The organism is Cobetia sp. 1CM21F (assembly GCF_023161745.1).
Classification (GTDB): domain Bacteria; phylum Pseudomonadota; class Gammaproteobacteria; order Pseudomonadales; family Halomonadaceae; genus Cobetia; species Cobetia amphilecti.
In genome coordinates this window covers 85,554-111,120 of sequence record NZ_JALNTQ010000004.1, presented here as the reverse complement: position 1 = coordinate 111,120, position 25,567 = coordinate 85,554, and the positions used below count along the sequence as shown (strand labels likewise).

The following is a 25,567-nucleotide window of genomic DNA, read 5'->3' as shown; positions in this document are numbered from 1 at the left end:
TGCGGGAGCACTGCTACTTTCTCGGGTCTGTTCTCGGCGACAGTCCCGTGGGTAAACCTCGTCACTGGCAGGTCACGGATCAGCTGCTATCATGGCGCCACTATTTTCAGGGCTTCAGGTATGAAGACCCGCTTTCTACAGGAGTTCACCGATGAGCAGCGCAGAGCGTACCGACGTCGTCATTCTTGCCGCAGGCCAGGGCACCCGCATGCGTTCCAGATTGCCGAAGGTGCTGCACCCGTTGGCAGGCAAGGCGATGGTGCGTCATGTGGCTGACACCGCTGCAGGCCTGGACGGTGCGCATCTGAATGTCGTCATCGGTCATGGTGGTGAGCGCGTCCAGCAGCAGCTGGCCGATACCGGCGCCAGCTTCGCGGTGCAGGCAGAGCAGAAGGGCACCGGCCACGCCGTGGCCCAGTCACTGGACGCCATCGGTGATGGCAAGGTGCTGATCCTGTATGGCGATGTGCCGCTGATTCGTCGCGAGACCCTCGAGGCGCTGCTGGCCGAAGTCAGTGAGCAGACCCTGGGCCTGCTGACGGTGATTCTGGAAGACCCGACAGGCTATGGCCGTATCGTGCGTGACGCCGAAGGCCGCGTCAGCGCCATCGTCGAGCACAAGGATGCCACGCCGGAGCAGCTGGCCATCCAGGAAGGCAACACCGGTATCCTCGCCACCACCGGTGCCCAGCTCAAGCGCTGGCTGCCGGCGCTGTCCGCCGACAATGCCCAGGGCGAGTACTACCTGACCGACATCATCGCCATGGCGGCCAGCGAAGGCGTCAACATCGCCACCGCCCAGCCGGCGGCAGTCGAGGAAGTGCAGGGCGTCAACAACCGCCTGCAGCTGGCCGATCTCGAGCGTGCCTTCCAGCGTCGTGAGGCCAACCGCCTGATGACTGAAGGCGCCAGCCTGGCCGATCCGTCACGCATCGACGTGCGCGGCAATCTGACCATCGGCACTGACATCAGCATCGATGTCGGCTGCATCTTCGAAGGCGACGTCACCCTGGCGGATGATGTGGTCATCGGTGCCCACTGCGTGATCCGCAACGCCACCATCGGTGCCGGTGCCAACATCGCGCCGCACAGCGTCATCGACGGCGCCGTGCTGGAAGGCGACAACAACGTCGGTCCGTTCGCGCGTCTGCGTCCGGGCACCGAGCTTGCGCGTGGCGCACGCATCGGCAACTTCGTCGAGACCAAGAATGCCCAGGTCGGTGTCGATGCCAAGATCAATCACCTGAGCTATGTCGGCGATGCCACCCTCGGTGAGGCCGTCAATGTCGGTGCCGGCACCATCACCTGCAACTACGATGGTGCCAACAAGTTCCGCACCGAAATCGGCGCCAATGCCTTCATCGGCTCCAACTCGGCGCTGGTGGCACCGCTCAAGATCGGCGCCGGTGCCACCGTGGGTGCCGGCTCTACCTTGAGCCGCGATGTCGCCGAGGGCGCGCTGAGCGTGGCGCGTGGCAAGCGTATCGACAAGCCGGAATGGCCGCGTCCGACCAAGAAGTGATCGGCTGCAGTGATCGGCAGGAGTGGTAGCGATGCTTGCCCCTGAGGGGAGATGAGCATCACCGGCGGGGAGGCACCGACAGGTGTCTCCCCGTTTTTCGTCACGGCCGATTGTGCTGGACGACCTGCCGGGAGTGAATCGCCTCATCCTCTAGCGTCTTTCACTTGATGTTTCGATTCATCTCTCTTATCTTTCGGTTCGAAACTTTATGGGAGTCCCCGATGTCAAAGCGACTGACACCACAACGGCGTCACCAGATCCTTGATCAGCTGGCGCGTGACGGTGAAGTCAGTGTCGAGGCACTGGCGCGGGAGCTTGCCACTTCGGAGGTCACCATCCGCAAGGACCTGGCCTTCCTCGAGAAGAGTGGCCTGCTGCTCAGACGCTATGGCGGCGCCGTGGCCATGCCGCGTGAGCTGCTGGTGCATGACGAGCCGGTCAGCGCCGCCAAGCAGGCCATCGCCCGTCTCGCCGCGAGCCGTATCCGCGCGCACCAGCGCATCATCATCGACAGCGGCACCACCACGGTGGTGTTGATTCCCGAGCTCAAGGGCCGGGATGACCTGATCGTGATGACCAACTCGCTGAGCGTGGCCAATGCCATCCGCGAGCTGGAAAATGAGCCGGTGCTGCTGATGACCGGTGGCACCTGGGACCCGCACTCCGATTCCTTCCAGGGTCAGGTGGCGGAGCAGGTGCTGCGCAGCTATGACTTTGATCAGGTGTTTCTCGGCGCGGATGGTCTCGATCTCGAGCGTGGCACCACCACCTTCAACGAGCTGATCGGCCTGTCGCGCGTGATGGCCGAGGTGTCGCGTGAAGTGGTGGTGATGGCGGAATCCCACAAGCTGGGCCGCCGCATTCCCAACCTGGAGCTGGCCTGGTCCAGCGTCAGTACCCTGATAACCGATGACGCGTTGCCTGATGCTGCGCGTGACCAGATTCGTGCTCATGGCGTCGAGGTGTTGATCGCCCCGCTCATCGAGCCAGCAACTGCATAAGGAGATCGCTCATGTGTGGCATCGTCGGCGCCGTCGCCAGTCGTAACGTCCAGAACATCCTGCTCGAGGGCCTGCATCGCCTCGAATACCGTGGCTACGACAGCGCGGGCATGGCCGTCCTCTCCGAAGAAGGCCGCCTGAACCGCGTGCGCGCGCTGGGCAAGGTCGGGGCGCTGCAGAGCCGCCTCGAGGAAGCCCCGCTCAAGGGCCGTGTCGGCATCGCGCACACCCGCTGGGCCACGCATGGCGCGCCGAGCGAAGCCAATGCCCACCCGCACCAGTCCGGCGATAGCCTGGCCGTGGTCCACAACGGCATCATCGAGAATTACGAGACACTCAAGCGCGAGCTGGAAGGTCAGGGTTATGTCTTCACCTCCGAGACGGACACCGAGGTGGTCGCCCACCTGCTGGCGCGGGAATACACCCTGAGTCAGGACCTTCTGACCGCGGTGCAGAAAGCCGTGGCGCTGCTCGATGGCGCCTTCGCGCTGGGCGTGGTGCATCGCGCCCAGCCGGACGTGCTGATCGGCGCGCGTCAGGGCAGCCCGCTGGTGATCGGTGTCGGGATCGATGAGCACTTCCTGGCCTCCGATCAGCTGGCGCTGCTGCAGGTCACCGATCGCTTCATCTACCTGAAGGAAGGCGATCTGGTGCGCATGACCGCCGAGCAGATCGAGATCTTCGAGCAGGGCGAGCGTCTGGTCACCGAGGCCAACGAGCGTCCGGTGCAGACCTTCGAGCACGCGCAGGATGCCGCTTCCAAGGGCGATTATCGTCACTTCATGCTCAAGGAAATCCACGAGCAGTCGCGTGTGCTGGCCGCCACGCTGGAAGGCCGCCTGAACGGTGATCACGTGCTGGTACGCAGCTTCGGCAGCGAGGCGGAAAACCTCTTCCGTCAGGTCAAGCAGGTGCAGATCGTCGCCTGTGGTACCAGCTACCACGCCGGCATGGTCGCGCGTTACTGGATCGAGCGTCTGGCCGGCATTCCGGCAGCGGTCGAGGTTGCCTCCGAGTTCCGCTACCGCCCGGTGGTGGTCGCCGATGGCACCCTGTTCGTCACCCTGTCCCAGTCCGGCGAGACCGCCGATACGCTGTCCGCGCTGCGTTATGCCCAGTCGCTGGGTGGCTTCCTCGGCAGTCTGGCGATCTGCAACGTCCCGGGCAGCTCGCTGGTGCGTGAGTCAGACCTCAGCCTGATGACCATGGCCGGCCCGGAAATCGGCGTCGCCTCCACCAAGGCCTTCACCACCCAGCTGGTCGGCCTGATGCTGCTGACACTGTCGCTGCGTCGTGTGCGTGGCGGTGATGAGGCCGGTGAAGCCGAGGTGGTGCGTGAGTTGCGTCAGCTGCCGTCGCTGGTCACCAAGGCACTGGCCATGGACAGCGAGATCGAGCGTCTTTCCGAGGCCTTCGCCGACAAGCACAATGCGCTGTTCCTCGGGCGTGGCACCCAGTTCCCCATCGCACTGGAAGGCGCGCTCAAGCTCAAGGAAATCTCCTACATCCACGCCGAGGCCTATCCGGCGGGTGAGCTGAAACACGGCCCGCTGGCACTGGTCGATGCTGACATGCCGGTAGTGGCGGTGGCGCCGAACGACGAGCTGCTCGAGAAGCTCAAGTCGAACCTGCAGGAAGTGCGCGCGCGTGGCGGTGAGCTTTACGTGTTCGCCGACGAGAACATCAGCCTTGAAGAGAGCGAAGGCGTGCGCGTGCTGCGCATGCCGCATGTCAGTGAAGTGCTGGCGCCGATCCTCTACACCCTGCCGCTGCAGCTGCTGTCCTATCACGTCGCCGTGCTCAAGGGCACCGATGTCGATCAGCCGCGCAACCTGGCCAAGAGTGTCACGGTCGAGTGATCTGCGATGCAAGACGGCTGCGTCATGTCTGGCGCAGCAGCAGATGAGCCCAGTCTCATTGTGCCAACGGCAGCCTCAGGGCTGCCGTTTTTGGTATCCTGTGCGCCTGCCTTCTTATCCCCTTCCGTCCGCTGCGCGTTCATCGCCCGGCGCACGCACGTGACCTGCCATGACTGATCGCGACGCATCGCTTACCCGCCTCAACAAGTTCATCAGCGAAACGGGCTTCTGCTCGCGGCGCGAGGCGGATCGCTACATCGCCGAAGGACGAGTGACCATCAATGGTGTCGTGCCCGAAATGGGCACCAAGGTCGCGCCGGGCGATGAGGTGCTGGTCAATGGCAAGCCATTGAAAGCCAAGCAGGAAGCGGTTTACCTGGCCTTCAACAAGCCGGTTGGCATCACCTGTACCACCGAGCGCCATGTCGACGGCAACATCATCGATTACATCGGTCATCCCAAACGCATCTTCCCGATCGGTCGCCTCGACAAGCCCTCCGATGGCCTGATCTTCCTGACCAGTGACGGCGATATCGTCAACAAGATCCTGCGTGCCGGCAATGCCCACGAGAAGGAATACGTGGTGCGGGTCGACAAGCCGATCAACGGCGACTTCCTCAAGCGCATGGCCGCTGGCGTGCCGATTCTGGACACCATCACCCAGCCGTGTCGCATCGAGCAGATCTCGACCTATGTGTTCCGCATCATCCTGACCCAGGGCCTCAACCGTCAGATCCGTCGCATGTGTGAGGCGCTGGGCTATGAGGTCTTCAAGCTCAAGCGGGTGCGCATCATGAATGTCAGCCTGGACGGGCTGGGGGTCGGCGAATGGCGGTATCTCACCCAGCGCGAGATGGCGGATATCCAGCAGATGATCGAGGGCTCCAGCGGCACTGAGGAGGCCTCGCGCCTGGCGGCGGCACCGCCTCCTTCCCAGCACGCGACGGCCGCGCGCCATCAGCGCGCCGCCCAGGATACGGATGCTGGCCGGCGTAGCGGGACTCGGCGCCAGGAAGGCGGCAAGAGCGGATCCGGCCAGCGCGACACACGTCAGCGCAGTTCAGATCAGCGCAGCCCTGATAAGCGCGAGACACGTCAGCGCGGTGCTGATCAACGCCATCCGGGCCAGCGTTCGGGCGCTTCTCAGGCAGGGGCCAAGCAAGAGGGTACAGGGCGTCGCGAGCGTTCTGACGAGCGCACCACGGGGCGTGGCAATCAGGAAGGCAGAAGCGACGGCAGGAATTCCAGCAGGAATGCCACCAAGAGTGCGGGAGGTGCCGGCAAGCTTGCCAGCGGCCTCAAGCCGCGCACGCGTGGCAATGCCAGCGATGGCCGCAATGAGCGTGGCGCGGCCAACAGCAAGGGCTCTGTCAACAAGGGCTCTGCCAACAGCAAGACCGCTGCCAACAAGGGCGGCAGCAGCAAGAGTTACGGCAACACGAGCTCGGGGAAAAACAGCCCGGCCGGCAAGGGCGCCTCGTACAAGGGCGGCGGTTCTTCCAACGGGGGACGCGGTCGCCGCTAGTGAGCCGTCTGCACCTGCTTGTCATGCGCCGGTGAGGCAGGCTGTGCGGTCTGAGGCGTGCGGCGATGGTAGCGGCCCAGCACGAAGGACAGTGTCGCGAATGCCAGTGCCGAACAGATGACCTGTGGCCAGGGGTAGACCAGCGCGGCGATCGCGATCAGCAGCAGGTCGAAGGCGAAGGTGGTGCGACCGGCATGGATGCCGAAGCGTCGCTCCAGATGCAGCGCCAGAATGTTCAGGCCGCCCAGCGAGGCGTTCTCGCGAAACAGCAGCGTGATGCCCAGGCCGATCAACAGGCCTGCGGCAATCGCTGCGACCGGCAGGCTGACGGCACCCAGCGGCAAGCTGACCGCCAACACATCGGACAGCACGGAGAGCAGGCTGACGCAGCCCAGCGTGCGCAGGGTGAAATTCAGCCCCAGCTGTTTCCAGGCCAGGCCGTAGAAAGGCAGGTTGATCAGGAAGAACAGGCTGCCGAAGCTCAGTGCTGTCAGGTCGGCACCCAGCAACGACATGCCGGCAGTGCCACTGACCAGCAGGCCACCGGCCTGCAGCAGGCGTACGCCGAGCGCCACCAGCAGGCAGCCCTCGATGAGCGTGATCAGGCTGCGCAGGGTGATGGCATTTGCCGCGCGAGAGCGGCTGCCGCTGGCGCGCAGAATGAGTCGTTGGAAAGCAGTCATGACAGGCTCCGGGGTATGGGCAGTCAACAAGAGTGTCTTCCGGCGCGGCTTGTGGCTGGCTGGAAGCGGAGTCAGGGCGGTGGGTGGACCGCCTGCTGACGTGTCATGCAGGATGCGGACCATAGCACGCCGTGATGACAGTTTTTATTGTGCTTACGTCGCTCTGGCAGACGATATTCTTCGGCTTGTTGGCTCTTTGACCCTTATATTCCTCTAGTTCTGGCCTCTTCATGCACCATTTTCATGCAGCCTCCGCACCGTCGGATGCCTCGCACTCGGCGGGGCATCTTCATCTCGGGCTCGCGATGTGGGCCAATGATGACTGGCGCGGCAGCCTGCTGCCGGGCAGCGGCCCGCGGGAACATCTGGCGGATTACGCCCGGATCTTCGATAGCGTCGAGGGCAATACCAGCTTCTATGCCCAACCCACGCCTGCTGCCATCGCCAGCTGGGCACGTCAGGCGCCGGCCCATTTTCGCTTCTGCTTCAAGTTGCCGGGCCGACTGACTCATGAATTGCGCCTGCAGGGCATCGAGCAGGAGCTGGCGGAATTTCTCGATTGCCTGGCACCGATAAAGGACCGCCTCGGTCCGATCATGATTCAGCTGCCGCGTGACCTCGGGGCGGAAGTCCTGCCACGCCTCGAGCAATTTCTGCAGTCGGTGAAGGGAGCAGGGCTTGCCTGGTCGGTGGAGCCCCGCGACCCGGTATTCTTCGCCAAGGGCGAGGCGGAACGACAGTTGAATCGCTTGTTGATAACTCACGCAGTCGATCGCGTGATGCTGGATGTGCGTCCACTCTTCAGTGGCCCCACCACCGCGCATCCGGGCCTTGCGGTGGCGCGCTCGGAAAAGCCTCACCGCCCATTGCATGTGTTCTCCAGCGGACAACATCCCGTGGTGCGCTTCATCGGTCATTACGATGAAGCTACCAACCGGGCACTGTTCGCTCCCTGGGTAGAGCGACTTTTCTTGTGGATAAGTCAGGGGAAAAGCCCGTTCCTCTTCGTGCATACACCGGACAACAAGGCAGCACCCGCGCTGGCACGCCTGTTGGCCAACCAGGTGCTGGAGAAACTGGAGCGCCCCTTGATCGGGGCCTTTCCGGGAGAGGGGCAGGGCAGCCTGTTCTGACGCTCCACCTGGCCGTGAGGTTTCTCCTGTGAGGCCATGGTCTGATGGTGGCTTGCTGGCAGATGGCCCCTCAATCGAGTAGCTTTAGCCACATGTTGCCGTTACCGCGGCGATATTTACCGGAGATGGGCAGTCTGCCCGTTCCGGCGTGCCTATCGGCACTTGCCTGTCATTCCCCACGACCTACCCGGTCAGCGTGAATGCCGGGAGCACCACAGCAGTGATCCTGCGACGCCATCGTGTTGGCCACGGATGATCCGTCCGCATTGGCAGCATGATGCAACAAGCACAACAAGGTGCCCGAAGTCGCTACCAGCGACTGGCACCCTCGCGACGAATCAGGGATTCACATGTCATCCAAACCGCATTCCCACGCACAGTGGTCTTCTCGCCTGGCCTTTACCCTGGCTGCCGTCGGTTCATCCGTCGGTCTGGGCAATATCTGGAAATTCCCCTACATGACAGGTGAGAGCGGCGGCGGTGCCTTCGTCCTCGTCTATCTGATCTGCATCCTGCTGATCGGTCTGCCGATCCTGATGTCGGAATGGCTGCTGGGCCGTCTGGGGCAGAAGAACCCCATCTCGACCATGAGTCACATCAGTGCCCGGCTCAAACGCAGTCCCGCCTGGGTCTTGATCGGGGTGGCCGGCGTGCTCGGCGCCTACCTGATCCTGTCCTTCTACAGCGTCATCGGCGGCTGGGCGCTGGCCTTCATCGCCGACGCGGCCAGTGGCAGTTTCGAAACCCTGACCTCCGACACGGCCGGTAGCCTGTTCGGCGGTCTGCTGGGGGACCCGGCCACGCTGCTGGCCTGGCACAGTGCCTTCATGCTGATGGTGATCCTGGTCGTGGCCGGCGGGGTCGCCGGTGGCCTGGAGCGTGCCGCCAAGATCCTGATGCCGCTGCTGGCGGTGATGTTGATCGTGCTGGTCGGCTACGCCGCCACCACCGATGGTTTCGCTGATGCCGCCGCCTGGCTGCTGACGCCGGACTTCTCCAAGCTCGACAAGGATGGCGTGCTGGCGGCCATGGGGCATGCCTTCTTCACCCTGTCACTGGGCATGGGCATCATGATGGCCTACGGCTCCTACCTGTCCGATGACGTCAACATCGGGCGTACCGCGCTGGTCGTGGTGGTGCTGGATACCGTCATCGCCCTGCTGGCCGGTCTGGCCATCTTCCCGGTGGTGTTCTCCAACGGCCTCGACGCCGCCGCGGGCCCGGGCCTGATCTTCCAGACCCTGCCGCTGGCCTTCGGCCACATGCCGGGCGGTGAAGTCTTCGGCGTGGTGTTCTTCGTGCTGCTGGTATTCGCGGCCTGGACCTCGGGCATCTCGTTGCTGGAGCCCATCGTCGAATGGCTCGAAGAGAAGACGCCGATGTCGCGCGTCGGCTCGGCCTGGGTCGCGGGTATCGCCACCTGGCTGCTGGGCATCGCCACCATCCTGTCCTTCAACCTGTGGAGTGACGTGGCGCCGCTGGGCATGTTCGCCAAGTTCGAAGGCATGACCATCTTCGACCTGCTCGACTACGCGACCAGCAAGCTGATGCTGCCGCTGACCGGTCTGGCGACCATCGTCTTCGTCGGCTGGTTCATGGGCCGTGACGAGGTGCGCAGCCAGCTCAACATGAGCGACTCGGCCTTCTCGCTGTGGAGCTTCGTGGCGCGCTTTATCGCCCCGATCGGTGTGGTCGTGGTGTTCGCGTCCAGCCTGTAGGTCTCGTGAGATCTCGAGAGATATAGAGAGATCTCGTGAAACACTTGCCATGACATGTCTCAGGCCTGTCATGGCAGGCAATGCGAAAGGCCCGCCATCCGGCGGGCCTTTCCTGTTTCTGAGCCTGGAGAATCTCAACCCGGTCGCGCGCTTGCCTGGCAGGTGTCATGGCCGGGTAGCACTGCGTGGCCGTCGTATGTCATGCGTTTGACGTAGAAGATTCATCCTTTCCGAGAGGGAAAGTCGCCATCAGGCGTGAGCCTGGTTTCAGGTATGTGAGAGGCGCATGACGGCGGATACGCACTGAAATGGTGCATCAAGGGTGATGGCGGCACGCGATAGAGGAGAAATGTGACAAACAAAAGAAGAGCGGTGGGGCGGAAAATGAGGTGAGAAAAAACGAATATTTCGGGATTGATGTGCAGGACACCGGGCATGACAGCGCAGAAGGCACTTCAGTCAGGGGTGATGATGCTGAAATTGCGCGAGAGGGGGGTACGACCATGCTCGAAAGAGATGGTGGAGGGTGTCGCATGGAGCCAGAACCCTGGCGGATCAGAGCGTGAAAACATCACTGATCGGCGGGGAGCGTATCGCCTCCCCGCCTGGAATCAGTGGGTGTCGATATCGCTTTCAGTATCCATTTCCAGCACTTCGATGTCGCTTAAATCCTCGCTTAGGCGCTTGATTTCGTTGTGCAATTCTATTCCACGACGGGCGCGGAGATGGCGGACTGCGCTTTGTTTCTTGCGGGCCTGATGTTCGTCGGCACCGAGAGTCATGAAAATATCGAGAAGCTCTTTCTTGAGCGTATCTACCTGCTCTGAATTACGCATGATTCGACCTCCATGGCATCCAAAGGATGTGGGCTTTCACTGGCGCCACACCGTTTTACTATAGCTCACTTGACAAAATTGTGACTATAGCCTGCCTGTGCAGGCGACACCCCTGGGGGGGATGACGTAAGCTCAGGCATGCCCATGAAGTCTGCAAGGAGTGTGCCGTGAGCCATGCCATCTTCGACGACCTGAGGAGCCGGATGGAGAATTTCCGCCGCTCTGAACAAAAGGTCGCACGCTATGTCCTTCGCCATCCGGAGGAAGTGATTCACATGCGGATCGTCGATCTGGCCAGCGAGTCATCGGTCAGTGAGCCGACGGTCGTGCGTTTCTGTCGGGCAATGGGCTTTGCCGGCTTCCAGGATTTCAAGCTGCAGCTGGCGCAACGCCTCGCCACCGGCACCCAGTTCGCCCAGTTCTCCATGAATGACTCCGACAGCGTGGCCGAGTTCTCGCACTCGCTGTTCGATTCCACCATCGGCACCCTGCTGTCGGTGCGTGACCGCCTGGATGCCGAAGCCGTCGCGCGCGCCATCCACTCGCTGGCCTCCGCCAGCCGGGTCGAGTTCTACGGCTATGGTGCCTCGGGCGCCGTGGCTCACGATGCCCAGCACAAGTTCTTCCGCCTGCAGATCTCCACCGCCGCCTACACCGACCCGCATATGCAGAACATGTCAGCGGTGACGCTGGGGCCGCGCGACGTGGTGGTGGCCATCTCCCAGACCGGCCGCACCAAGGCGCTGATCGCCAGCGTGCGTCTGGCGCGGGACGCCGGCGCGACCGTCATCGGGCTGTGCCCGAGTGGTTCGCCACTGGCGGATGAAGTCACGCTGCCGCTGCATATCGATGTGCACGAAGACACCGAGATCTACACCCCGATGAGCTCGCGTATCGCGCACCTGGTGATCGTCGATACGCTGGCGGTCGGTGTCGCCAAGGCGCGCGGACCCAAGCTCAAGGAGCAGCTGGAGGCGGTCAAGAAGAGCCTCGCCACCCTGCGCATCGACGACCACGACTTCGATACCCACTGAGCACCGCCCGGGCATCATCTGTCTTGAAGGCAAGTGCAAGGTACGTATGTGCAAGGAAGGCCGGCGCGGGGAAGAGCAGGGCAGGCCGCTGTGATAAGGTGGATGCCTGAACAGGGGCAGCGAATCTCACGCTGCTCCGCTCCTCGACTCCTCTGCCCTGTGGTGAGCCCTGCATGTCCGAATCGCCCCTCCTCGATCACCTCAACACGCATCAGCGTGAGGCCGTGTCCGCGCCGCCGGGCAACATGCTGGTACTGGCGGGGGCCGGTTCCGGCAAGACCCGCGTGCTGGTTCACCGCATCGCCTGGTTGATGGACCAATACCAGTTCTCGCCCTACGCCATCCTGTCGGTGACCTTCACCAACAAGGCCTCGCGGGAGATGCGCACGCGTCTCGAGGCGCTCAATGGCAGCAGCCTGCGCCACATGTGGGTCGGCACCTTCCACTCCATCAGTCACCGTCTGCTGCGCACCCACTGGCAGGAGGCGCGCCTGCCCGAGCACTTCCAGATCATCGACAGCGATGACCAGCTGCGCATGGTCAAGCGACTGCTCAAGGAGCACAACGTCGATGACGAGCGCTGGCCGCCCAAGCAGGTCCAGTACTTCATCGCCGGCTGCAAGGAGGAAGGTCTGCGCGCCCATCAGGTGCAGACTCACGGCGATGCCTACATGGGCAAGATGGTCGAGATGTATGAGCTCTATCAGCTCGCCTGTGAACGCGGCGGCCTGGTCGATTTCGGTGAGCTGCTGCTGCGCTCGCTGGAGCTGCTGCGCGATACGCCGCACCTGCTGGCGCATTACCGCGAGCGCTTCGCCCACCTGCTGGTCGACGAGTTCCAGGATACCAACACCCTGCAGTACGCCTGGCTGAAGCTGCTGGCCGGTGATCGCGAGTGCATGACCGTGGTCGGCGATGATGACCAGTCCATCTACGGCTGGCGTGGCGCGCGGGTCGAGAACATCCAGCGCTTCACCGAGGAGTTCGCCAACACCCGCGTGGTGCGTCTGGAGCAGAACTACCGCTCCTCCAGCGCCATTCTGGAGGCCGCCAACGCCCTGATCAGCCACAACGGCGGGCGCATGGGCAAGGAGCTGTGGACCGACAGCGGACGCGGCGAGCGCATTCGTGTCTACGCCGGCTTCAATGACATCGACGAGTCGCGCTACATCGCCGACACCATCCGTGAACTGGTCAATGAGCATGGCTACAGCCGCGACGAGATCGCGATCCTGTATCGTTCCAACGCCCAGTCACGCGTGCTGGAGGAGACGCTGATCCGCCAGGGCATGCCGTATCGCATCTATGGCGGCCAGCGCTTCTACGAGCGTCTCGAGATCAAGAACGCGCTTGCCTATCTGCGTCTGATGAACAACCGCGAGGACGATGCCGCCCTGGAGCGCGTGATCAACGTGCCGGCGCGTGGCATCGGCATGCGCACCGTCGAGCAGCTGCGCGAGCGTGCACGCTACGGCAACCTGACCATGTGGCAGGCGATGAGCGATGCGGTCTCCGATGGTGCCCTCAAGGGACGCGCCGCCACCGCCGTGCGAGCCTTCGCCGACATCATCGATGGCCTCGACAACGACACCGCCGGCATGGCGCTGCATGAGCTGGTCGAGCACGTCATCCACGTCTCCGGCCTGCGTGAGCATCACGCCGCCGAGAAGGGCGAGAAGGGCCAGGCGCGCCTCGAGAACCTATCGGAGCTGGTCAACGCCTGCCGCGCCTTCAGTCAGGGCGAGCGCATGGACCCGGAAGCCCCCAGCGAAGGGGCCGAGGCGCTGGAACCCTTCCTCGCCGAAGCCGCGCTGGATGCCGGCGATCACGAAGCCGCCGAAGGCGAGGAATGCGTGCAGATGATGACGCTGCATTCCGCCAAGGGGCTCGAATTCCCGGTGGTATTCGTCGCCGGGGTCGAGGAGGGGCTGTTCCCGCACAAGATGTCGCTGGAAGAGCCGGGGCGTCTCGAGGAAGAGCGTCGCCTGTGCTACGTCGGTGTCACCCGCGCCATGCAGCGCCTCTACCTGACCTACGCCGAGCTGCGTCGCATGCACGGCAAGGAGACCTTCCAGCGGCCGTCGCGCTTCCTGCGTGAATTGCCGGAAGAGCTGATGGAAGAGGTGCGTCTGCGTGGCCAGGTCTCGCGTCCGGTCTCGACCCAGCGCGCCACGCCGAATCGCCGTCCTTCCGGTCCGCGTCAGGAGAGTGTCGAGGCCAATGGCGACATGCCGGCACTCTCGCTCGGTAGCCTGGTGCGCCATCCGCTGTTCGGGGAAGGCGTGGTCATCAATGCCGAAGGCCAGGGCGAGCGCGCGCGCGTGCAGATCAGCTTCGAGGGCGAAGGCGACAAGTGGCTGGTGCTGGGCTTTGCCAAGCTGGAAGTGCTGAGCTGATCCTGCATTGATGGCAGACGCAGCCATGAGGCGCTGACAGCAGGCGCTGGCAAGAGGTGTAGCGCGGGGCAGGGGGCGCGGTATTCGTTCGCCATTACGGCCTTGGTGCAGTTGTGGGCCATCCATGGGTCGCGGCATAGTGGCAGACATGCTGTCTTGATGCCGCGTCATGCATTGCCCACAACTCGAACAAGGAAAGTCCCATGCAACGCCGCCGTTTTCTCTCTGCTCTGGGGGCCGGTGCTGCCGGCCTCGCCGCCGCGCCTTTCGTGTCCACCGCCAATGCCGCCGAGGGCGAGACCATCCACTGGAAGATGGTCACCTCCTGGCCGAAGAACTTCCCGGCACTGGGCACCGGTGCCAATGAATTTGCCAGCCTGATCGGTCAGCTCTCCGGTGGTCGCCTGCAGGTCAAGGTCTATGGCGCCGGCGAGATGGTGCCGGCGCTGGAAGTCTTCGATGCTGTGTCCTCCGGTACCGCCCAGATGGGCCACTCGGCCTCCTACTACTGGAAGGGCAAGGTGCCCGCGGCCCAGTTCTTCACCGCCGTGCCCTTCGGCATGAACACCACCGAGACCAACGCCTGGCTGTATCACGGCGATGGCATGAAGCTGTGGGACGAGATCTACTCGCGCCACAACCTCAAGCCGCTGGCGGTGGGCAACACCGGCACCCAGATGGCCGGCTGGTTCAACAAGGAAGTGAACAGTCTCGAGGACATGAAGGGCCTGAAGATCCGCCTGCCGGGGCTGGCGGGCGAAGTGATGAATCGCATCGGCGCCAGCGCGGTCAATCTGCCGGGCAGCGAGATCTTCACCGCGATGGAAACCGGCGTGATCGATGCCACCGACTGGGTCGGCCCCTACAATGATCTGGCCTTCGGGCTGCATCAGGTGGCCAAGTATTACTACTCGCCGGCCTGGAACGAGCCTTCCGCCATCCTCGAAGGCACCGTCAATCTCGAGGCCTGGCAGGCACTGCCGGAAGACCTGCAGCAGGTGGTGATCCAGGCGGCCAGAATCGCCAATCACGCCATGGTGGATGAATTCGCGCTGCGCAACGCCACCGCGCTGACCTCGCTGGTCGAGGAGCACGGTGTGGAACTGCGTGAATTCCCCCAGGATGTCTATGCGGCGCTGTTCGATGCCTCCAACGAGGTGCTGGACGAGTTCATCGCCAAGGATGAGGACGCCAGGCGCGTCTATGAGTCCTACCGCGCCTTCCAGCAGCAGGTCGCGCCCTGGTCGCGTATCGGTGAGCAGGCCTATCTGGATGCGCGTGGTCGGGTGCTCGGCGAAGCCTGAGCGAGTCTCTTTCGGACTGCCTGCCGGACTGTCTGAGCGCGTGACTGATTGTTGACGAAAAAGCCGCCCTCGAGGGCGGCTTTTTCTTGGCGTGTGGCTGACAGGAAGAGAGGCGAGGCGCCAGGCTCAGTCCTGCTCAGGATCAGTCCTGCTCCTCGATGATGGCGGTGCTGGCCTGCTCCGGTACGGCACGGATGCGGCCATTGTCATCGAGTGCCACCATCACGTAGCAGGCTTCGGTCACCTTGGTCAGCGCGTGTTGATTGCGCTCCTGCGGCGGGCGGATCCAGACCTCGACGGCGAGCCTGATCGAACTTCGCCCGACCTCGGCCACCTGAGTGAAGATATTGACCACCGAGCCGATACGCACCGGCGACAGGAAATCGAGGCCCTCGACGGCCACGGTGGCAGTGCGCCCGTGGGCGACGCGCCCGGCGGCCAGCTCACAGGCCTCGTCCATGCGGTGCATCAGCCAGCCGCCGCTGATGTCGCCATAGAGATTGGTGTCCTGGCGCTGGGCGATCAATTTGAGCGTCAGTGTGCCGTTCGGCGTCGGGATATCATCCAGAGCTTGCATGTCATGACTCGCTATCTTGTTGTTATAAAATGGTCATTTCATTTCTGCACCCTTCCATCTGAAAAAGGTGCGTCTTTTGGCGCAGGGCGCTGCCTTGCACAGGGGGCCTTATACAGGACACTTCGGCAATCGCCGAAGAAAGTCACCGGGTGCCATCGATAGCATCAGCGCGACGCAGACCATGGCGGATGAGCCGCAGCGGCTTCATCATCTCCTGTATCCTACTCCGGCGGACAAAGCACTGTCCTCACTGACAAGGACTGTCAGGAGATTTTTTGCGCTGCAGCATGGAGTATCGTTACTCAACGCAGCAATGACGGATACTCGCTGTCTTTCGCCATGCTGCACGGGCCGCCTTGTTCCACCGTCGCCTGCCCGTCACCACGGGCGTGGCAAGCCGTGGCCAGCTCCGTGTCGCATCGTCATCTTGTTCATTCTCTGGTGGGAAGTCGCCATGTCAGTTTCCGTCGGGTCGCTTGTCCGTTCAGGCTTTCGCGCCGTGTTCGCGTCGCGTCGCGGGTCATCCGCGTCCTCCTCATATGTGTCCTCCTCATGCGCGATCCGCCTGCGCTCAGGGCTGCCGTCGCTGCGGCTGATGTCGCTTGCCTGCCTGCTGGGGCTCTCGACGCTCTCGGCTCCGGCACTGGCCGACAAGGTGCCCGAATATCGCCCGGTGTCCGGGGTGGTGGGCAACCTGACGGCGGTGGGCTCCGATACCCTGTCGGTGCTGGTGACGCGCTGGGCTGCCCAGCTGCGCCGCTATCATCCGGGGGTGCGCGTGCAGCTGCAGGCCGCGGGCTCCTCGACGGCACCGCCGGCATTGATCGCCGGCACCACCCGCATCGGGCTGATGTCGCGTCCGATGAGCGATCAGGAGCGTCAGGACTTCACGCGTGAATTCGGCTATCCGCCGCTGGGTGTGCCCGTGGCGCTGGATGCAATGGGCATCATCGTGCATCGCAGCAATCCGCTGGAGGAGATCAGCATCGCGCAGCTGGATGCCATCTTCTCCGCCACGCACAACTGTGGTGGCCAGGCGGCCAGTCGCTGGGGCCAGCTCGGGCTGAGCGATGAGTGGAATGACCGCCAGATCACGCGCTTCGGGCGCAGTGCCACCTCGGGCACCTACGGCGCCTTCCGCCGTATCGCGCTGTGCGATGGCGACTTCCGCCTCGATGTCAGCGAACAGCCGGGCTCGGCCTCCATCATCGGTGCGGTGGGCTCCTCACCCAATGGCATCGGCTATGCCAGCTTCAGCACCTCTTCGCCGCTGGTGAAGCAGCTGTCCGTCAGCCGTGAGGCGGGTGGCCACGCCGTCTTCCCGAGCCGGGCCAGCATTCGCGATGGCCGTTATCCGCTGACCCGCGCGCTGTACATCTACGTCAATCGCGTGCCTGACGAGCCGCTCCCGGCGCTGGAGCAGGCCTTCCTGTCATTGATCATGTCGCGCCAGGGCCAACAGGCCATCCTGCGCGGTGGCTATGTGCCGCTGCCGGAAAAGCAGCTGCTGCACTGGCGTCAGCAACTGGGGCTGGAGGATGTGGATGCCCTTTGATTCGCCTTTGTCATCTCTCTGTCATCACTTGGACATAATCTCGGTGCCATACCCGCTTCATGCGTCTGCGGAGTCGACACTCCAGCGCGCAAATCCTTTCGTGGTGATATTTCATGTCGGCAGTTGATGCCTCCCGAATGCAGCGTCGTCGTCTGCGGCATGACCGTCTTGCCAGTCTGTGGCTGACAGCGGCCGGGCTGGGCGTGATGGTCATCGTCGTCGTGATGCTGGCCTATCTGGTCAGCGTGTCGTGGCCACTGCTCAAGCCCGCCAGCGTCACGTCGCTTCCTCAGCAGGCGCTCGAACAGCAAGCGAGCGACCAGCAGATGCCTGCCGCTCAGACCGATCCTGACTGGCTGTCCGATCCTGACGGGCTGAGCGCCTTGCCTGACATGCCGCTTGCCGCGCGTGACGGGCTGCCTCCCGTGCTGGCCAGTGATGATTCGACGGCGGATTCGCGCACCTCGCCGCTGGCGGGTGTCTGGCTCGCGGATGATCGCCTGCAGGTGGTTCAGCAGTCCGCCGCTGGCGTACGCCTGCGCGGCAGTGCCATCGAGGTACCCGCAGGGCTTGAGCGCCGCCAGGCAAGCCTGGTGCTCAGCCGTGACCAGCTGTGGCTGCGCATTCCGTTCGAGGAGGGCGATGGCCTGTGGCTGGCGCGCCTGGCCTTGTCATCTCCACACGCCGACGCCGGCGAGCTGGAGGACGATGCAGCCAGTCAGACGCCGCACTCCGAGTGGCAGCAGCAGTGGTTGCCGGGCCCGGCCAGGCTGTCTTCGCAGCAGGGGCGTCTGCTGGTCACCGCTGACCGCGATGGTTTCACCCAGTGGCAGCTGAGCGAGGCCTCCACCGGGACCAAGCCGCTGGCGCGCAAGCTGGCACATCACGCTGTGAGCTCTTCTGCCTCCGCGTCATCGCCGGCGATCACCGCGATCAGCGTCCTGCGTGGCGGCAGAAGCCTGATCGTCGGAGACGCCGCCGGTGGCCTGACCCATTACCTGTTGCCGGCGCATGCGCAGCCGCTGGTCAAGGCCGGCGTCTTTGACAGTGACCTGACGGCGCCGGTGGTGACGATGGCTGCCGCCCATCACAGCCTCGGCTTTGCCGCGCTGGACGCCAACGGCCGCCTTGGCCTCTATCTGGCCACCAGCGAGCGTCGCCGTCAGGTGCTGGACTGGCTGGACGCCGCCCGGGTCGCGGCTGGCGTGACGCTGGAATTTGACAATGATGACCGCCGCTTGCTGGCGTCGGCGTCCCGGGAGGCAAGGCTGCCCGGCCAGCTCGCTCAGGAAGCGCCGCTGGGGGCGCTCGGCAAGGCCTATGCCGGGCTTGCGATACACGACCCGCATCAGGCCGTCGGGCTCGACGCCATCTTCGGCAAGGTCTGGTATGAGGGGCGCGCTGCGCCGGAGTGGATCTGGCAGCTGGAGAGCACCGGCACCCACGAACCCCGTCTGTCGCTGGTGCCCATCATGTGGGGCACGCTCAAGGCGGCGCTGGTCGGGCTGCTGTTTGCCGTGCCGTTGGGGCTGGGCTGTGCCATTCATGTCGCCTGCTTCATGGCGCCGCGCCAGCGTTCCCGCATCAAGCCGCTGCTGGAGATGATGGAGGCACTGCCGACCGTGGTGATCGGCTTCATCGCCGCGCTGGTGGTCGCGCCTTTCATCGAGCGTGAGCTGATGGCGGTGTTGCTGGGGCTGGTTCTGATTCCGCTGGGCACCATGGTGGCCGGCTTCCTGTGGACCTTGTCGCCGCGCGTATGGCGCAATCTGCTGCCGGAAAACATGGCGGCCTTCGGGCTGTTGCCGCTGCTGTTCGTGCTGCTGTGGCTGGATGTGACCATCGCCGGCCAGGTCGAGCAGTGGTGGTTCGACGGCGACCTCCGTCAGTGGCTGTTCAGCCACTACGGTATCGATTACGCCCAGCGCAATACCCTGGTGACCGGCATGGCGCTGGGGCTGGCGGTGATGCCGACCCTGTTCACGCTCAGCGAGGACGCTCTCTCGTCGGTGCCGCGCGGTCTGGCCGCAGGCTCCGCGGCGCTTGGCGCGACGCCATGGCAGAGCCTGCGTCGCGTCATCCTGCCTGCCGCCGCCGTCGGGCTGTTCTCGGCGATGATGATCGGCATGGGGCGCGCCGTCGGTGAGACGATGATCGTGCTGATGGTGGCCGGCAATACGCCGCTGGTAGATGCCAGTCTGTTCGAGGGCCTGCGTTCACTGGCCGCGACCCTGGCCATCGAGCTGCCGGAGGCCGAGGTCGGCAGCAGCCACTACCGCTTGCTGTTCCTCGCCGCCCTGGCATTGTTCGTCTTCACCTTCGTGGTCAATACGCTGGCGGAAGTGCTGCGACAGCGCTTCACGCCACCCAATCAGGGGAGCTGGGGATGAGTCACCCTGACACCAATCGCGCCAGCTCCTCACTACTGCGCCCGCGCGAGCCGCTGGTCGGGCGCCTGCAGCGCTACTGGCGCGACGGCGGCCCGTGGGGCTGGCTGAATGCCATGGCGGTCAGTGTCTCGCTGGTGCTGGTACTGGGCCTGCTCAGCCTGCTGGTGGTGGGCTCCTTCAGTCACTTCTGGCCCTCACGGCTGGTCGAGGTGGAGCTGACGGCACAGCCGGGCCAGAGTCCCACGGCCCTGACCACCACGCGCGGTGAGCCGGCGGCCGACAATCGCCATCTGCTCGGCGAACTGATGCACGAGGAGATGCGCCGTGTCGCCTCGGGCGAGGGGAATGACGCTCGCCAGCAATGGTGGTTGCTGCAGACATCCTCGCGTGACGGTGCCGCGGCCAGCTGGCAGTGGCTGCCGGAGACGCTGCTCGACAGGATGACCTTCCCCAGCCAGGCGCTGATGCTGGAAATGCGCGACGGCCGCACTCTCTACGGCATGCCACGGGCGCTGAGTGACCCGATGACAGGGGAGATGGACCACACGCCCGATGTCGGCGACGGGCCTGCCCGGCCCTTGTCCGAAGACGCCGAGCCACTGTTTGCCCGCCTGAAGATGATCGAGAGCGAGCGCCGCCAGCTGCAGGCACTGCGCCTGGACAGTGAAGCCTTGAGCAGCCGCTATCAGTCGCTGCAGCAGTCTCTGGCATCCCGGCGCAGCGCCACTGCTGATGGTGGCGCGGCGCAGACATATGAGGACCCTGAGCTCGAGCAGCAGATGCAGGAGGAGTTGGAGGAGGTGCGTAGCGCCTTCATCGAGCGTGAAGATCAGCTGAGTGCCCTGCGGGATGCGCTGGCGGGCGGTCAGTTGCTGCTGGGCGGCAATGGCGGCTACGAAGGCCGCATCGCGCTCGATGATATCCGCAATGCCTGGCGGCCCAATGCGATGGGCTTCAGCGGCCGGCTGATGATGACCTTCAAGCGTTTCCGTGACTTCGTGGCCGGCGCGCCTACCGAGGGCTTCGGTGGCGTCTGGCCCGCCATCTTCGGCACCGTGCTGATGGTGGTACTGATGTCGATCATGGTGATGCCCTTCGGCGTGATGGCGGCGCTCTATCTGCACGAGGTGGCCCATCAGGGACGCCTGACGCGCCTGACGCGCATCGCGCTGCGCAACCTGGCCGGGGTGCCCTCCATCGTCTATGGCGTGTTCGGTCTCGGCTTCTTCGTCTATGGACTGGGCGCCGGAATCGATGAGCTGTTCTATTCCGAGCGGCTGCCGACGCCGACCTTCGGGACCGGCGGCATTCTGTGGGCCTCGCTGACGCTGGCCCTGCTGACCTTGCCGGTGGTGATCGTCGCCACGGAAGAGGGGCTGGCGCGCGTGCCGCGTCGTCTGCGCGAAGGCGCGCTGGCGCTGGGGGCGACACGCCTGGAAACGCTCAAGCGCGTGGTGATTCCGGCGGCCTCGCCGGCGCTGATGACGGGGCTGATTCTGGCCGTGGCGCGTGCGGCGGGTGAAGTCGCGCCGCTGATGCTGGTCGGGGTGGTCAAGCTGGCCCCGGACCTGCCGCTGGATGACAGCTTCCCGTGGTTGCATCTGGACCGCAAATTCATGCATCTGGGGCATCAGGTCTATGATCTGGCCTTCCAGAGCAGCGACGCCTTCAGCAGTCGGCCGCTGGTCTACGCGACCGCGCTGGTGCTGGTGGTCGTGATTCTATGCCTCAATCTGAGTGCCATTCGCCTGCGTCACATGCTGGCACAACGTTACAAGGGAGCCACCGAATGAGGCGTGACTCTGAACAGCCCAAGCCCCAGTTGTTTCTTCAGGAGACGCCTGCGCGGCCGGCTGAGGACATCTGCCTGGAAACCCGCCACCTGAGCCTCGATTATCAGGCACGTGTCGGCAAGGAGAACCAGACGCGCCGCGCCCTGGAGGACGTCAGCCTGCAGATCGCACGCAAGCGCGTGACGGCCTTCATCGGCCCTTCCGGCTGCGGCAAGTCGAGCCTGTTGCGTACCTTCAATCGCATGACCGATCTCGACGAACAGTCACGTCTTTCCGGCAAGGTACTGCTCGAGGGCGAGGACATTCATGCGCGCGGCGTGGATGTGCCGATGCTGCGCCGCCGGATCGGCATGGTCTTCCAGACGCCCAATCCCTTTCCGATGTCGGTCTACGAGAACGTGGCCTTCGGGCTGCGGCTGGTCGGCGAGAATGACAAGCGCCACCTCGATGACAAGGTCGAATCCTGTCTGCGCTCCGCGGCGCTGTGGGAAGAAGTGAAGGACCGCCTGCACGACAGCGCGCTGGGGCTCTCGGGTGGCCAGCAACAGCGGCTGGTGATCGCGCGGACGCTGGCGGTCGAGCCGGAGGTGCTGCTGCTGGATGAACCGGCCTCGGCGCTGGACCCCATCTCGACGCTCAAGATCGAGGAGCTGATCCGTTCGCTGCGCTCGCGCCTGACGCTGATCATCGTCACGCATAACATGCAGCAGGCCGCGCGGGTGTCGGACGATACCGCCTTCCTGCATGAGGGCCGCCTGGTGGAATTCTCCCCGACCGATCAGCTGTTCACCAACCCGCGGCGCCGCCAGACGGAAGACTACATCACGGGGCGTTTCGGTTAGCGCGCTCATGCGCGAACGTGCAGCCAGATAGCCTTTTCGCCCTGATATTGCTGACGATGGCGGCCAGATACCGCCTTTGCGCCATGGGTGAAACATAACTGCAATCAAGTGTCGGCATGCTGAGGGGGAGCCCGCTGTGTCAGTCAGTAGTGGGCCATACTTGTCACGTCATTCATGTCACGCCCCCTGACTCGGTGGGCGACTTTCCGGGAGAGGGAAATGGATATCACCAGCGATTCGCACGGCAAGCATATCTCAGAGCAGTTCAATCACGAGCTGGATGCACTGAAGACACACCTGCTGGCCATGGGCGGACTGGTAGAGAAGCAGCTGCAGGATGCCGTCACGGCATTGCTGGAAGGCGACAGTGAAACCGCCACGCGGGTGCGCGACAACGACAAGGCTGTCAACGACATGCAGCTCAAGATCGATGACGAGTGCACCCGAGTGCTGGCCCGCCGTCAGCCGGCGGCCTCCGACCTGCGCCTGGTGCTGGCCGTCATCCGCGCCACCTCCGATCTCGAGCGTATCGGTGATGAATCGAGCAAGATCGCACGCAACGCCATCTCGCTGGTCGAGAACGGCCAGAGCCCGCGCGGCATGGTCGAGGTGCGTCATCTCAGCCAGCACGTGCGCAGCATGGTGCGTGACTCCCTGACGGCCTTCGCGCGCTTCGATACCGACCTTGCCCTCAAGGTACTGCGTGAAGACGCCTCGGTGGATCTGGAATATCAGAGCGCGATGCGCTCGCTGATGACCTTCATGATGGAAGACGCGCGCCAGATCACGCCGGTGCTCAACGTGATGTGGATTCTACGTGCGCTGGAGCGCATCGGTGACCACGCCGACAACCTGGCCGAGTACGTCATCTTCCTGGTCAAGGGCGTGGACGTGCGTCACACCGATACCCATGACCTGAAGCCGCAGGACCTGGACAAGAAGTGAGCTGACGCGCTTCCCTGCCCCTGTGTAGCGTCTTTCGCCCCGCTCCTGCTTACCGGCAGGTCGCGGGGCGATTGCGTCGTGGGAGCGCGAGCGATGTCAGGCGGCCGACAGCTGCGCCGCGCAGGCGGGAGTGCTAGGGTGTGGCTCCGGTCAGCCCGCTGGCTGACCGGTTCTTTTGAGATGACGAGGACGTCGCATGATTGATGCCGTATCGGCGCTGGTCCGCGGGACCCGCATGGTCTATACCCCCGGGCTGCGCCGCTTCGTATTCGTACCGCTGGCGATCAACCTGGTGCTCTACAGCATCACGCTGTGGGTATTGTTCAACCAGTTCGGTGGCTGGATCGATTACTGGATGCTCAAGGTACCGGCGTGGCTGGACTGGCTCAGCTGGTTGATCTGGCCGGTGCTGGTGGTGAGTCTGTTGCTGGTGGTGTTCTTCACCTTCAGCCTGGTGACCAACCTGATCGCCGCGCCCTTCTACGGCATTCTGGCCGAGAAGGTCGAGCATCGTCTGGATGGCACCCTGATCGATGATGATCGCGGCCTGATGAAGATCGGCGTCGACTCGCTGGGGCGTGAAATGGCCAAGCTGGGCTACTTCATCCCACGCATGATCGCGCTGTTCATCATCGGCTTCATCCCGGGCCTGAACCTGCTCTCACCGCTGTTGTGGGGGCTGTTCTCGGCCTGGAGCATGTCGATCCAGTACCTCGACTACCCGATGGACAACCATCAGGTCAGCTTCGGTGACATGAAGCAGCGCCTCAAGGCGCGCTGGTGGCCCTCACTGACCTTCGGCGCCGCGGTGTTCGTCATGACGCTGGTGCCGCTGGCCAATCTGCTGTTCATCCCGGGCGCCGTCGCCGGGGCGGTACTGATGTGGCAGAGCCACTACCGTCAGTTGCCGGCGCCGCGTCGTTGAGACAGCCTGTCGCAGAGCTGGCTTGTCGCTGAACTGATTCGTCGCTGAACTGGCTCGTCGCTAAGTTGGCTCGTCGCTGAAATAGCCGCAGCGTCGTCTGATTGACCAAACGAAACGCCCCGCAGTCGCCTCCTTTCGAGGTGGCTGCGGGGCGTTCTGCGTTGGGCTGGCGTTCGGGTCAGATCATCACGGAATCAGCCCATCACTGGGCTAGCGCACTGCTGGCCTGGGGAGCGCTCGCCTGACAGGCGCGCTCGTCGGGGAAGTGACAGCGGAAGCGCGCACCCTCGCCGGGGTGGCTGTCGATCTCCAGATGGCCCTGATGGCGAATCAGCACATGCTTGACGATGGCAAGCCCGAGGCCGGTGCCTCCCGTGGCGGTGCTGCGGCCCTTGTCGATGCGATAGAAGCGTTCGGTCAGGCGCGGCAGGTGGACCGGGTCGATCCCGTCCCCATCATCTTCCACCTCGACCAGCAGGCCCTGGTCATCCGCCTTCCAGCGCAGGGTGATATGACAGTCTTCGGGGGTGTAGCGCACCGCATTGAAGACCAGATTCGAGATCGCGCTGCGCAGTTCCTGCTCCTCACCGCGCAGAGACAGGCTGGCATCGGCCTCGATGGAGAAGGTGTGGCGCCCCTGGGACAGGCCTTCGGCGTCGTCGCGGATATGGCCGAGCAGGGCGCTCATGTCGATGCAGCGACCGTTGTCGGACAGTTCGTCGGTTTCCAGGCGTGACAGGGTCAGCAGGTCCTCGACCAGATGCTGCATGCGGTCGGTCTGGCTCTGCATCTGGCCCAGTCCACGCTGCCAGCGCGGTGGCAGGTCATCGGCGTAATCGGAGTAGGTCTCGAGATAGCCGGCCAGTACCGTCAGCGGCGTGCGCAGCTCATGGGAGACATTGGCCACGAAGTCGCGGCGCATCTCTTCCAGGCGATAGAGGCGGGTGACGTCACGCAGCATGACCAGGCGCTCGTTGTCACCGAACAGGGTGATGGAGATCTGCAGCGTCAGGTTGTCAGACAGCGGCGACTGGAGCGTCAGCGGCTCGCGGTAGGCCAGCCGATTGAAGTAGTCGATGAAGACGGGGTCACGCAGATAGTTGGTGATGTGCTGACCGCGGTCGTGGCTGGCCTTGAGACCGACCAGCTGCTCGGCAGCGCTGTTCCACCATTCCATGTCACCGTGGTTGTCCAGCATCACCAGGCCGTCGCGCATGGCCTCGGAGGATTCCTGGATACGGTTGAGGATGCTGCGCAGTCGCTCCTGAGCCTGACGCTGGCCCTTCTGGTAGCGGTAGAGACGATCGAGCAGGTCTCCCCAGACGCCATCGCCGGGCGGCGGCTCTTCATGGGGATTGGTGATCAGCCAGGTGTAGAGGCTCTTCAAGTGCTTGAGATGGACGAACAGATACAGCGAAAGACCCAGCGCCAGGCCCCAGCCCAGATGGCCCAGCAGGCCACCGATCAGGCCGAAGCCACCGGCAAGGTAGCCGAGGCGCCATAGCTCGTTGGTCCAATAGCGCATGAAT

Annotated in this window: 19 protein-coding genes; 15 read left to right on the top strand and 4 right to left on the bottom strand. The window is 63.9% G+C overall.

Annotated features, from left to right (window positions below; translation table 11 throughout):
* The first annotated feature begins 151 nt into the window (after window positions 1–151).
* The 4 genes from glmU (at window position 152) to rluF (ending at window position 5,907) form a co-directional block, all read left to right on the top strand.
* Window positions 152–1,522, top strand: a complete 1,371-nt coding sequence (gene glmU / locus MSG32_RS13680) for a bifunctional UDP-N-acetylglucosamine diphosphorylase/glucosamine-1-phosphate N-acetyltransferase GlmU (RefSeq protein ID WP_248380262.1) — start codon at window positions 152–154, stop codon at window positions 1,520–1,522.
* Window positions 1,523–1,743: 221 nt separating this feature from the next.
* Window positions 1,744–2,523 (top strand): DeoR family transcriptional regulator, encoded by a 780-nt coding sequence (locus MSG32_RS13675; protein WP_043331724.1) that lies wholly within the window; start codon window positions 1,744–1,746, stop codon window positions 2,521–2,523.
* Window positions 2,524–2,534: 11 nt separating this feature from the next.
* Window positions 2,535–4,382, top strand: a complete 1,848-nt coding sequence (gene glmS, locus MSG32_RS13670) for a glutamine--fructose-6-phosphate transaminase (isomerizing) (RefSeq protein ID WP_043331725.1) — start codon at window positions 2,535–2,537, stop codon at window positions 4,380–4,382.
* A gap of 169 nt (window positions 4,383–4,551) precedes the next feature.
* Window positions 4,552–5,907 (top strand): 23S rRNA pseudouridine(2604) synthase RluF, encoded by a 1,356-nt coding sequence (gene rluF, locus MSG32_RS13665; RefSeq protein WP_248380260.1) that lies wholly within the window; start codon window positions 4,552–4,554, stop codon window positions 5,905–5,907.
* Here rluF and MSG32_RS13660 read toward each other — a convergent pair.
* On the bottom strand, window positions 5,904–6,590 hold the full coding sequence (locus tag MSG32_RS13660; RefSeq protein WP_082388683.1) for a YitT family protein: 687 nt from the start codon (window positions 6,588–6,590) through the stop codon (window positions 5,904–5,906). The genes rluF and MSG32_RS13660 overlap by 4 nt on opposite strands.
* A 230-nt stretch (window positions 6,591–6,820) precedes the next feature.
* Here MSG32_RS13660 and MSG32_RS13655 point away from each other — a divergent pair, with 230 nt between their 5' ends.
* Complete coding sequence (locus MSG32_RS13655; RefSeq protein WP_248380258.1) at window positions 6,821–7,723, top strand: DUF72 domain-containing protein; 903 nt, start codon at window positions 6,821–6,823, stop codon at window positions 7,721–7,723.
* A gap of 350 nt (window positions 7,724–8,073) precedes the next feature.
* Window positions 8,074–9,441, top strand: coding sequence for a sodium-dependent transporter (locus tag MSG32_RS13650; RefSeq protein WP_248380256.1), 1,368 nt, complete (start codon window positions 8,074–8,076; stop codon window positions 9,439–9,441).
* 611 nt (window positions 9,442–10,052) lie between these two features.
* On the opposite strand, the gene MSG32_RS13645 is transcribed toward MSG32_RS13650, so the two are convergent.
* On the bottom strand, window positions 10,053–10,277 hold the full coding sequence (locus MSG32_RS13645; RefSeq protein ID WP_043331728.1) for a hypothetical protein: 225 nt from the start codon (window positions 10,275–10,277) through the stop codon (window positions 10,053–10,055).
* A 167-nt stretch (window positions 10,278–10,444) separates the two neighbouring features.
* On the opposite strand from MSG32_RS13645, the gene hexR reads away from it, so the two are divergent.
* From hexR to MSG32_RS13630, 3 genes are all read left to right on the top strand, one after another.
* Complete coding sequence (hexR, locus tag MSG32_RS13640) at window positions 10,445–11,311, top strand: transcriptional regulator HexR (protein WP_043331730.1); 867 nt, start codon at window positions 10,445–10,447, stop codon at window positions 11,309–11,311.
* A gap of 173 nt (window positions 11,312–11,484) precedes the next feature.
* Window positions 11,485–13,707: a DNA helicase II gene (gene uvrD / locus MSG32_RS13635; RefSeq protein WP_043331731.1), complete on the top strand. Its 2,223-nt coding sequence runs from the start codon at window positions 11,485–11,487 to the stop codon at window positions 13,705–13,707.
* 203 nt (window positions 13,708–13,910) lie between these two features.
* Window positions 13,911–15,011 carry a TRAP transporter substrate-binding protein gene (locus tag MSG32_RS13630; protein WP_043331733.1) on the top strand — a complete coding sequence of 367 codons (1,101 nt, stop codon included), beginning with the start codon at window positions 13,911–13,913 and terminating at the stop codon, window positions 15,009–15,011.
* A gap of 142 nt (window positions 15,012–15,153) precedes the next feature.
* On the opposite strand, the gene MSG32_RS13625 is transcribed toward MSG32_RS13630, so the two are convergent.
* On the bottom strand, window positions 15,154–15,588 hold the full coding sequence (locus MSG32_RS13625; RefSeq protein WP_054556356.1) for an acyl-CoA thioesterase: 435 nt from the start codon (window positions 15,586–15,588) through the stop codon (window positions 15,154–15,156).
* Window positions 15,589–16,129: 541 nt separating this feature from the next.
* On the opposite strand from MSG32_RS13625, the gene MSG32_RS13620 reads away from it, so the two are divergent.
* The 6 genes from MSG32_RS13620 to cysZ all read left to right on the top strand — a co-directional run bounded on the left by MSG32_RS13620 (window position 16,130) and on the right by cysZ (window position 24,038).
* Entirely contained in the window at window positions 16,130–17,143 is a 1,014-nt protein-coding gene (locus MSG32_RS13620) for a phosphate ABC transporter substrate-binding protein (RefSeq protein ID WP_248380254.1), read from the top strand.
* Between the two features lie 113 nt (window positions 17,144–17,256).
* Window positions 17,257–19,533, top strand: coding sequence for an ABC transporter permease subunit (locus MSG32_RS13615; protein ID WP_248380252.1), 2,277 nt, complete (start codon window positions 17,257–17,259; stop codon window positions 19,531–19,533).
* Window positions 19,530–21,326 carry a phosphate ABC transporter permease PstA gene (gene pstA / locus MSG32_RS13610; protein ID WP_248380250.1) on the top strand — a complete coding sequence of 599 codons (1,797 nt, stop codon included), beginning with the start codon at window positions 19,530–19,532 and terminating at the stop codon, window positions 21,324–21,326. Before MSG32_RS13615 ends, pstA begins: the two co-directional genes overlap by 4 nt.
* Window positions 21,323–22,168 carry a phosphate ABC transporter ATP-binding protein PstB gene (gene pstB / locus MSG32_RS13605; RefSeq protein ID WP_248380247.1) on the top strand — a complete coding sequence of 282 codons (846 nt, stop codon included), beginning with the start codon at window positions 21,323–21,325 and terminating at the stop codon, window positions 22,166–22,168. Before pstA ends, pstB begins: the two co-directional genes overlap by 4 nt.
* A gap of 219 nt (window positions 22,169–22,387) precedes the next feature.
* On the top strand, window positions 22,388–23,113 hold the full coding sequence (gene phoU, locus MSG32_RS13600; protein ID WP_043331737.1) for a phosphate signaling complex protein PhoU: 726 nt from the start codon (window positions 22,388–22,390) through the stop codon (window positions 23,111–23,113).
* Between the two features lie 196 nt (window positions 23,114–23,309).
* On the top strand, window positions 23,310–24,038 hold the full coding sequence (cysZ, locus tag MSG32_RS13595) for a sulfate transporter CysZ (RefSeq protein WP_107335789.1): 729 nt from the start codon (window positions 23,310–23,312) through the stop codon (window positions 24,036–24,038).
* Between the two features lie 202 nt (window positions 24,039–24,240).
* On the opposite strand, the gene phoR is transcribed toward cysZ, so the two are convergent.
* Entirely contained in the window at window positions 24,241–25,563 is a 1,323-nt protein-coding gene (phoR, locus tag MSG32_RS13590) for a phosphate regulon sensor histidine kinase PhoR (protein WP_043331740.1), read from the bottom strand.
* Window positions 25,564–25,567 lie beyond the last annotated feature (4 nt).

Coding starts and splice junctions, on each gene's coding strand:
- glmU (WP_248380262.1), top strand. CDS start 152: ATGAGCAGCGCAGAGCGTACCGACGTCGTCATTCTTGCCGCAGGCCAG.
- MSG32_RS13675 (WP_043331724.1), top strand. CDS start 1,744: ATGTCAAAGCGACTGACACCACAACGGCGTCACCAGATCCTTGATCAG.
- glmS (WP_043331725.1), top strand. CDS start 2,535: ATGTGTGGCATCGTCGGCGCCGTCGCCAGTCGTAACGTCCAGAACATC.
- rluF (WP_248380260.1), top strand. CDS start 4,552: ATGACTGATCGCGACGCATCGCTTACCCGCCTCAACAAGTTCATCAGC.
- MSG32_RS13660 (WP_082388683.1), bottom strand. CDS start 6,590: ATGACTGCTTTCCAACGACTCATTCTGCGCGCCAGCGGCAGCCGCTCT.
- MSG32_RS13655 (WP_248380258.1), top strand. CDS start 6,821: ATGCACCATTTTCATGCAGCCTCCGCACCGTCGGATGCCTCGCACTCG.
- MSG32_RS13650 (WP_248380256.1), top strand. CDS start 8,074: ATGTCATCCAAACCGCATTCCCACGCACAGTGGTCTTCTCGCCTGGCC.
- MSG32_RS13645 (WP_043331728.1), bottom strand. CDS start 10,277: ATGCGTAATTCAGAGCAGGTAGATACGCTCAAGAAAGAGCTTCTCGAT.
- uvrD (WP_043331731.1), top strand. CDS start 11,485: ATGTCCGAATCGCCCCTCCTCGATCACCTCAACACGCATCAGCGTGAG.
- MSG32_RS13630 (WP_043331733.1), top strand. CDS start 13,911: ATGCAACGCCGCCGTTTTCTCTCTGCTCTGGGGGCCGGTGCTGCCGGC.
- MSG32_RS13625 (WP_054556356.1), bottom strand. CDS start 15,588: ATGCAAGCTCTGGATGATATCCCGACGCCGAACGGCACACTGACGCTC.
- MSG32_RS13615 (WP_248380252.1), top strand. CDS start 17,257: ATGTCGGCAGTTGATGCCTCCCGAATGCAGCGTCGTCGTCTGCGGCAT.
- pstA (WP_248380250.1), top strand. CDS start 19,530: ATGAGTCACCCTGACACCAATCGCGCCAGCTCCTCACTACTGCGCCCG.
- pstB (WP_248380247.1), top strand. CDS start 21,323: ATGAGGCGTGACTCTGAACAGCCCAAGCCCCAGTTGTTTCTTCAGGAG.
- phoU (WP_043331737.1), top strand. CDS start 22,388: ATGGATATCACCAGCGATTCGCACGGCAAGCATATCTCAGAGCAGTTC.
- cysZ (WP_107335789.1), top strand. CDS start 23,310: ATGATTGATGCCGTATCGGCGCTGGTCCGCGGGACCCGCATGGTCTAT.
- phoR (WP_043331740.1), bottom strand. CDS start 25,563: ATGCGCTATTGGACCAACGAGCTATGGCGCCTCGGCTACCTTGCCGGT.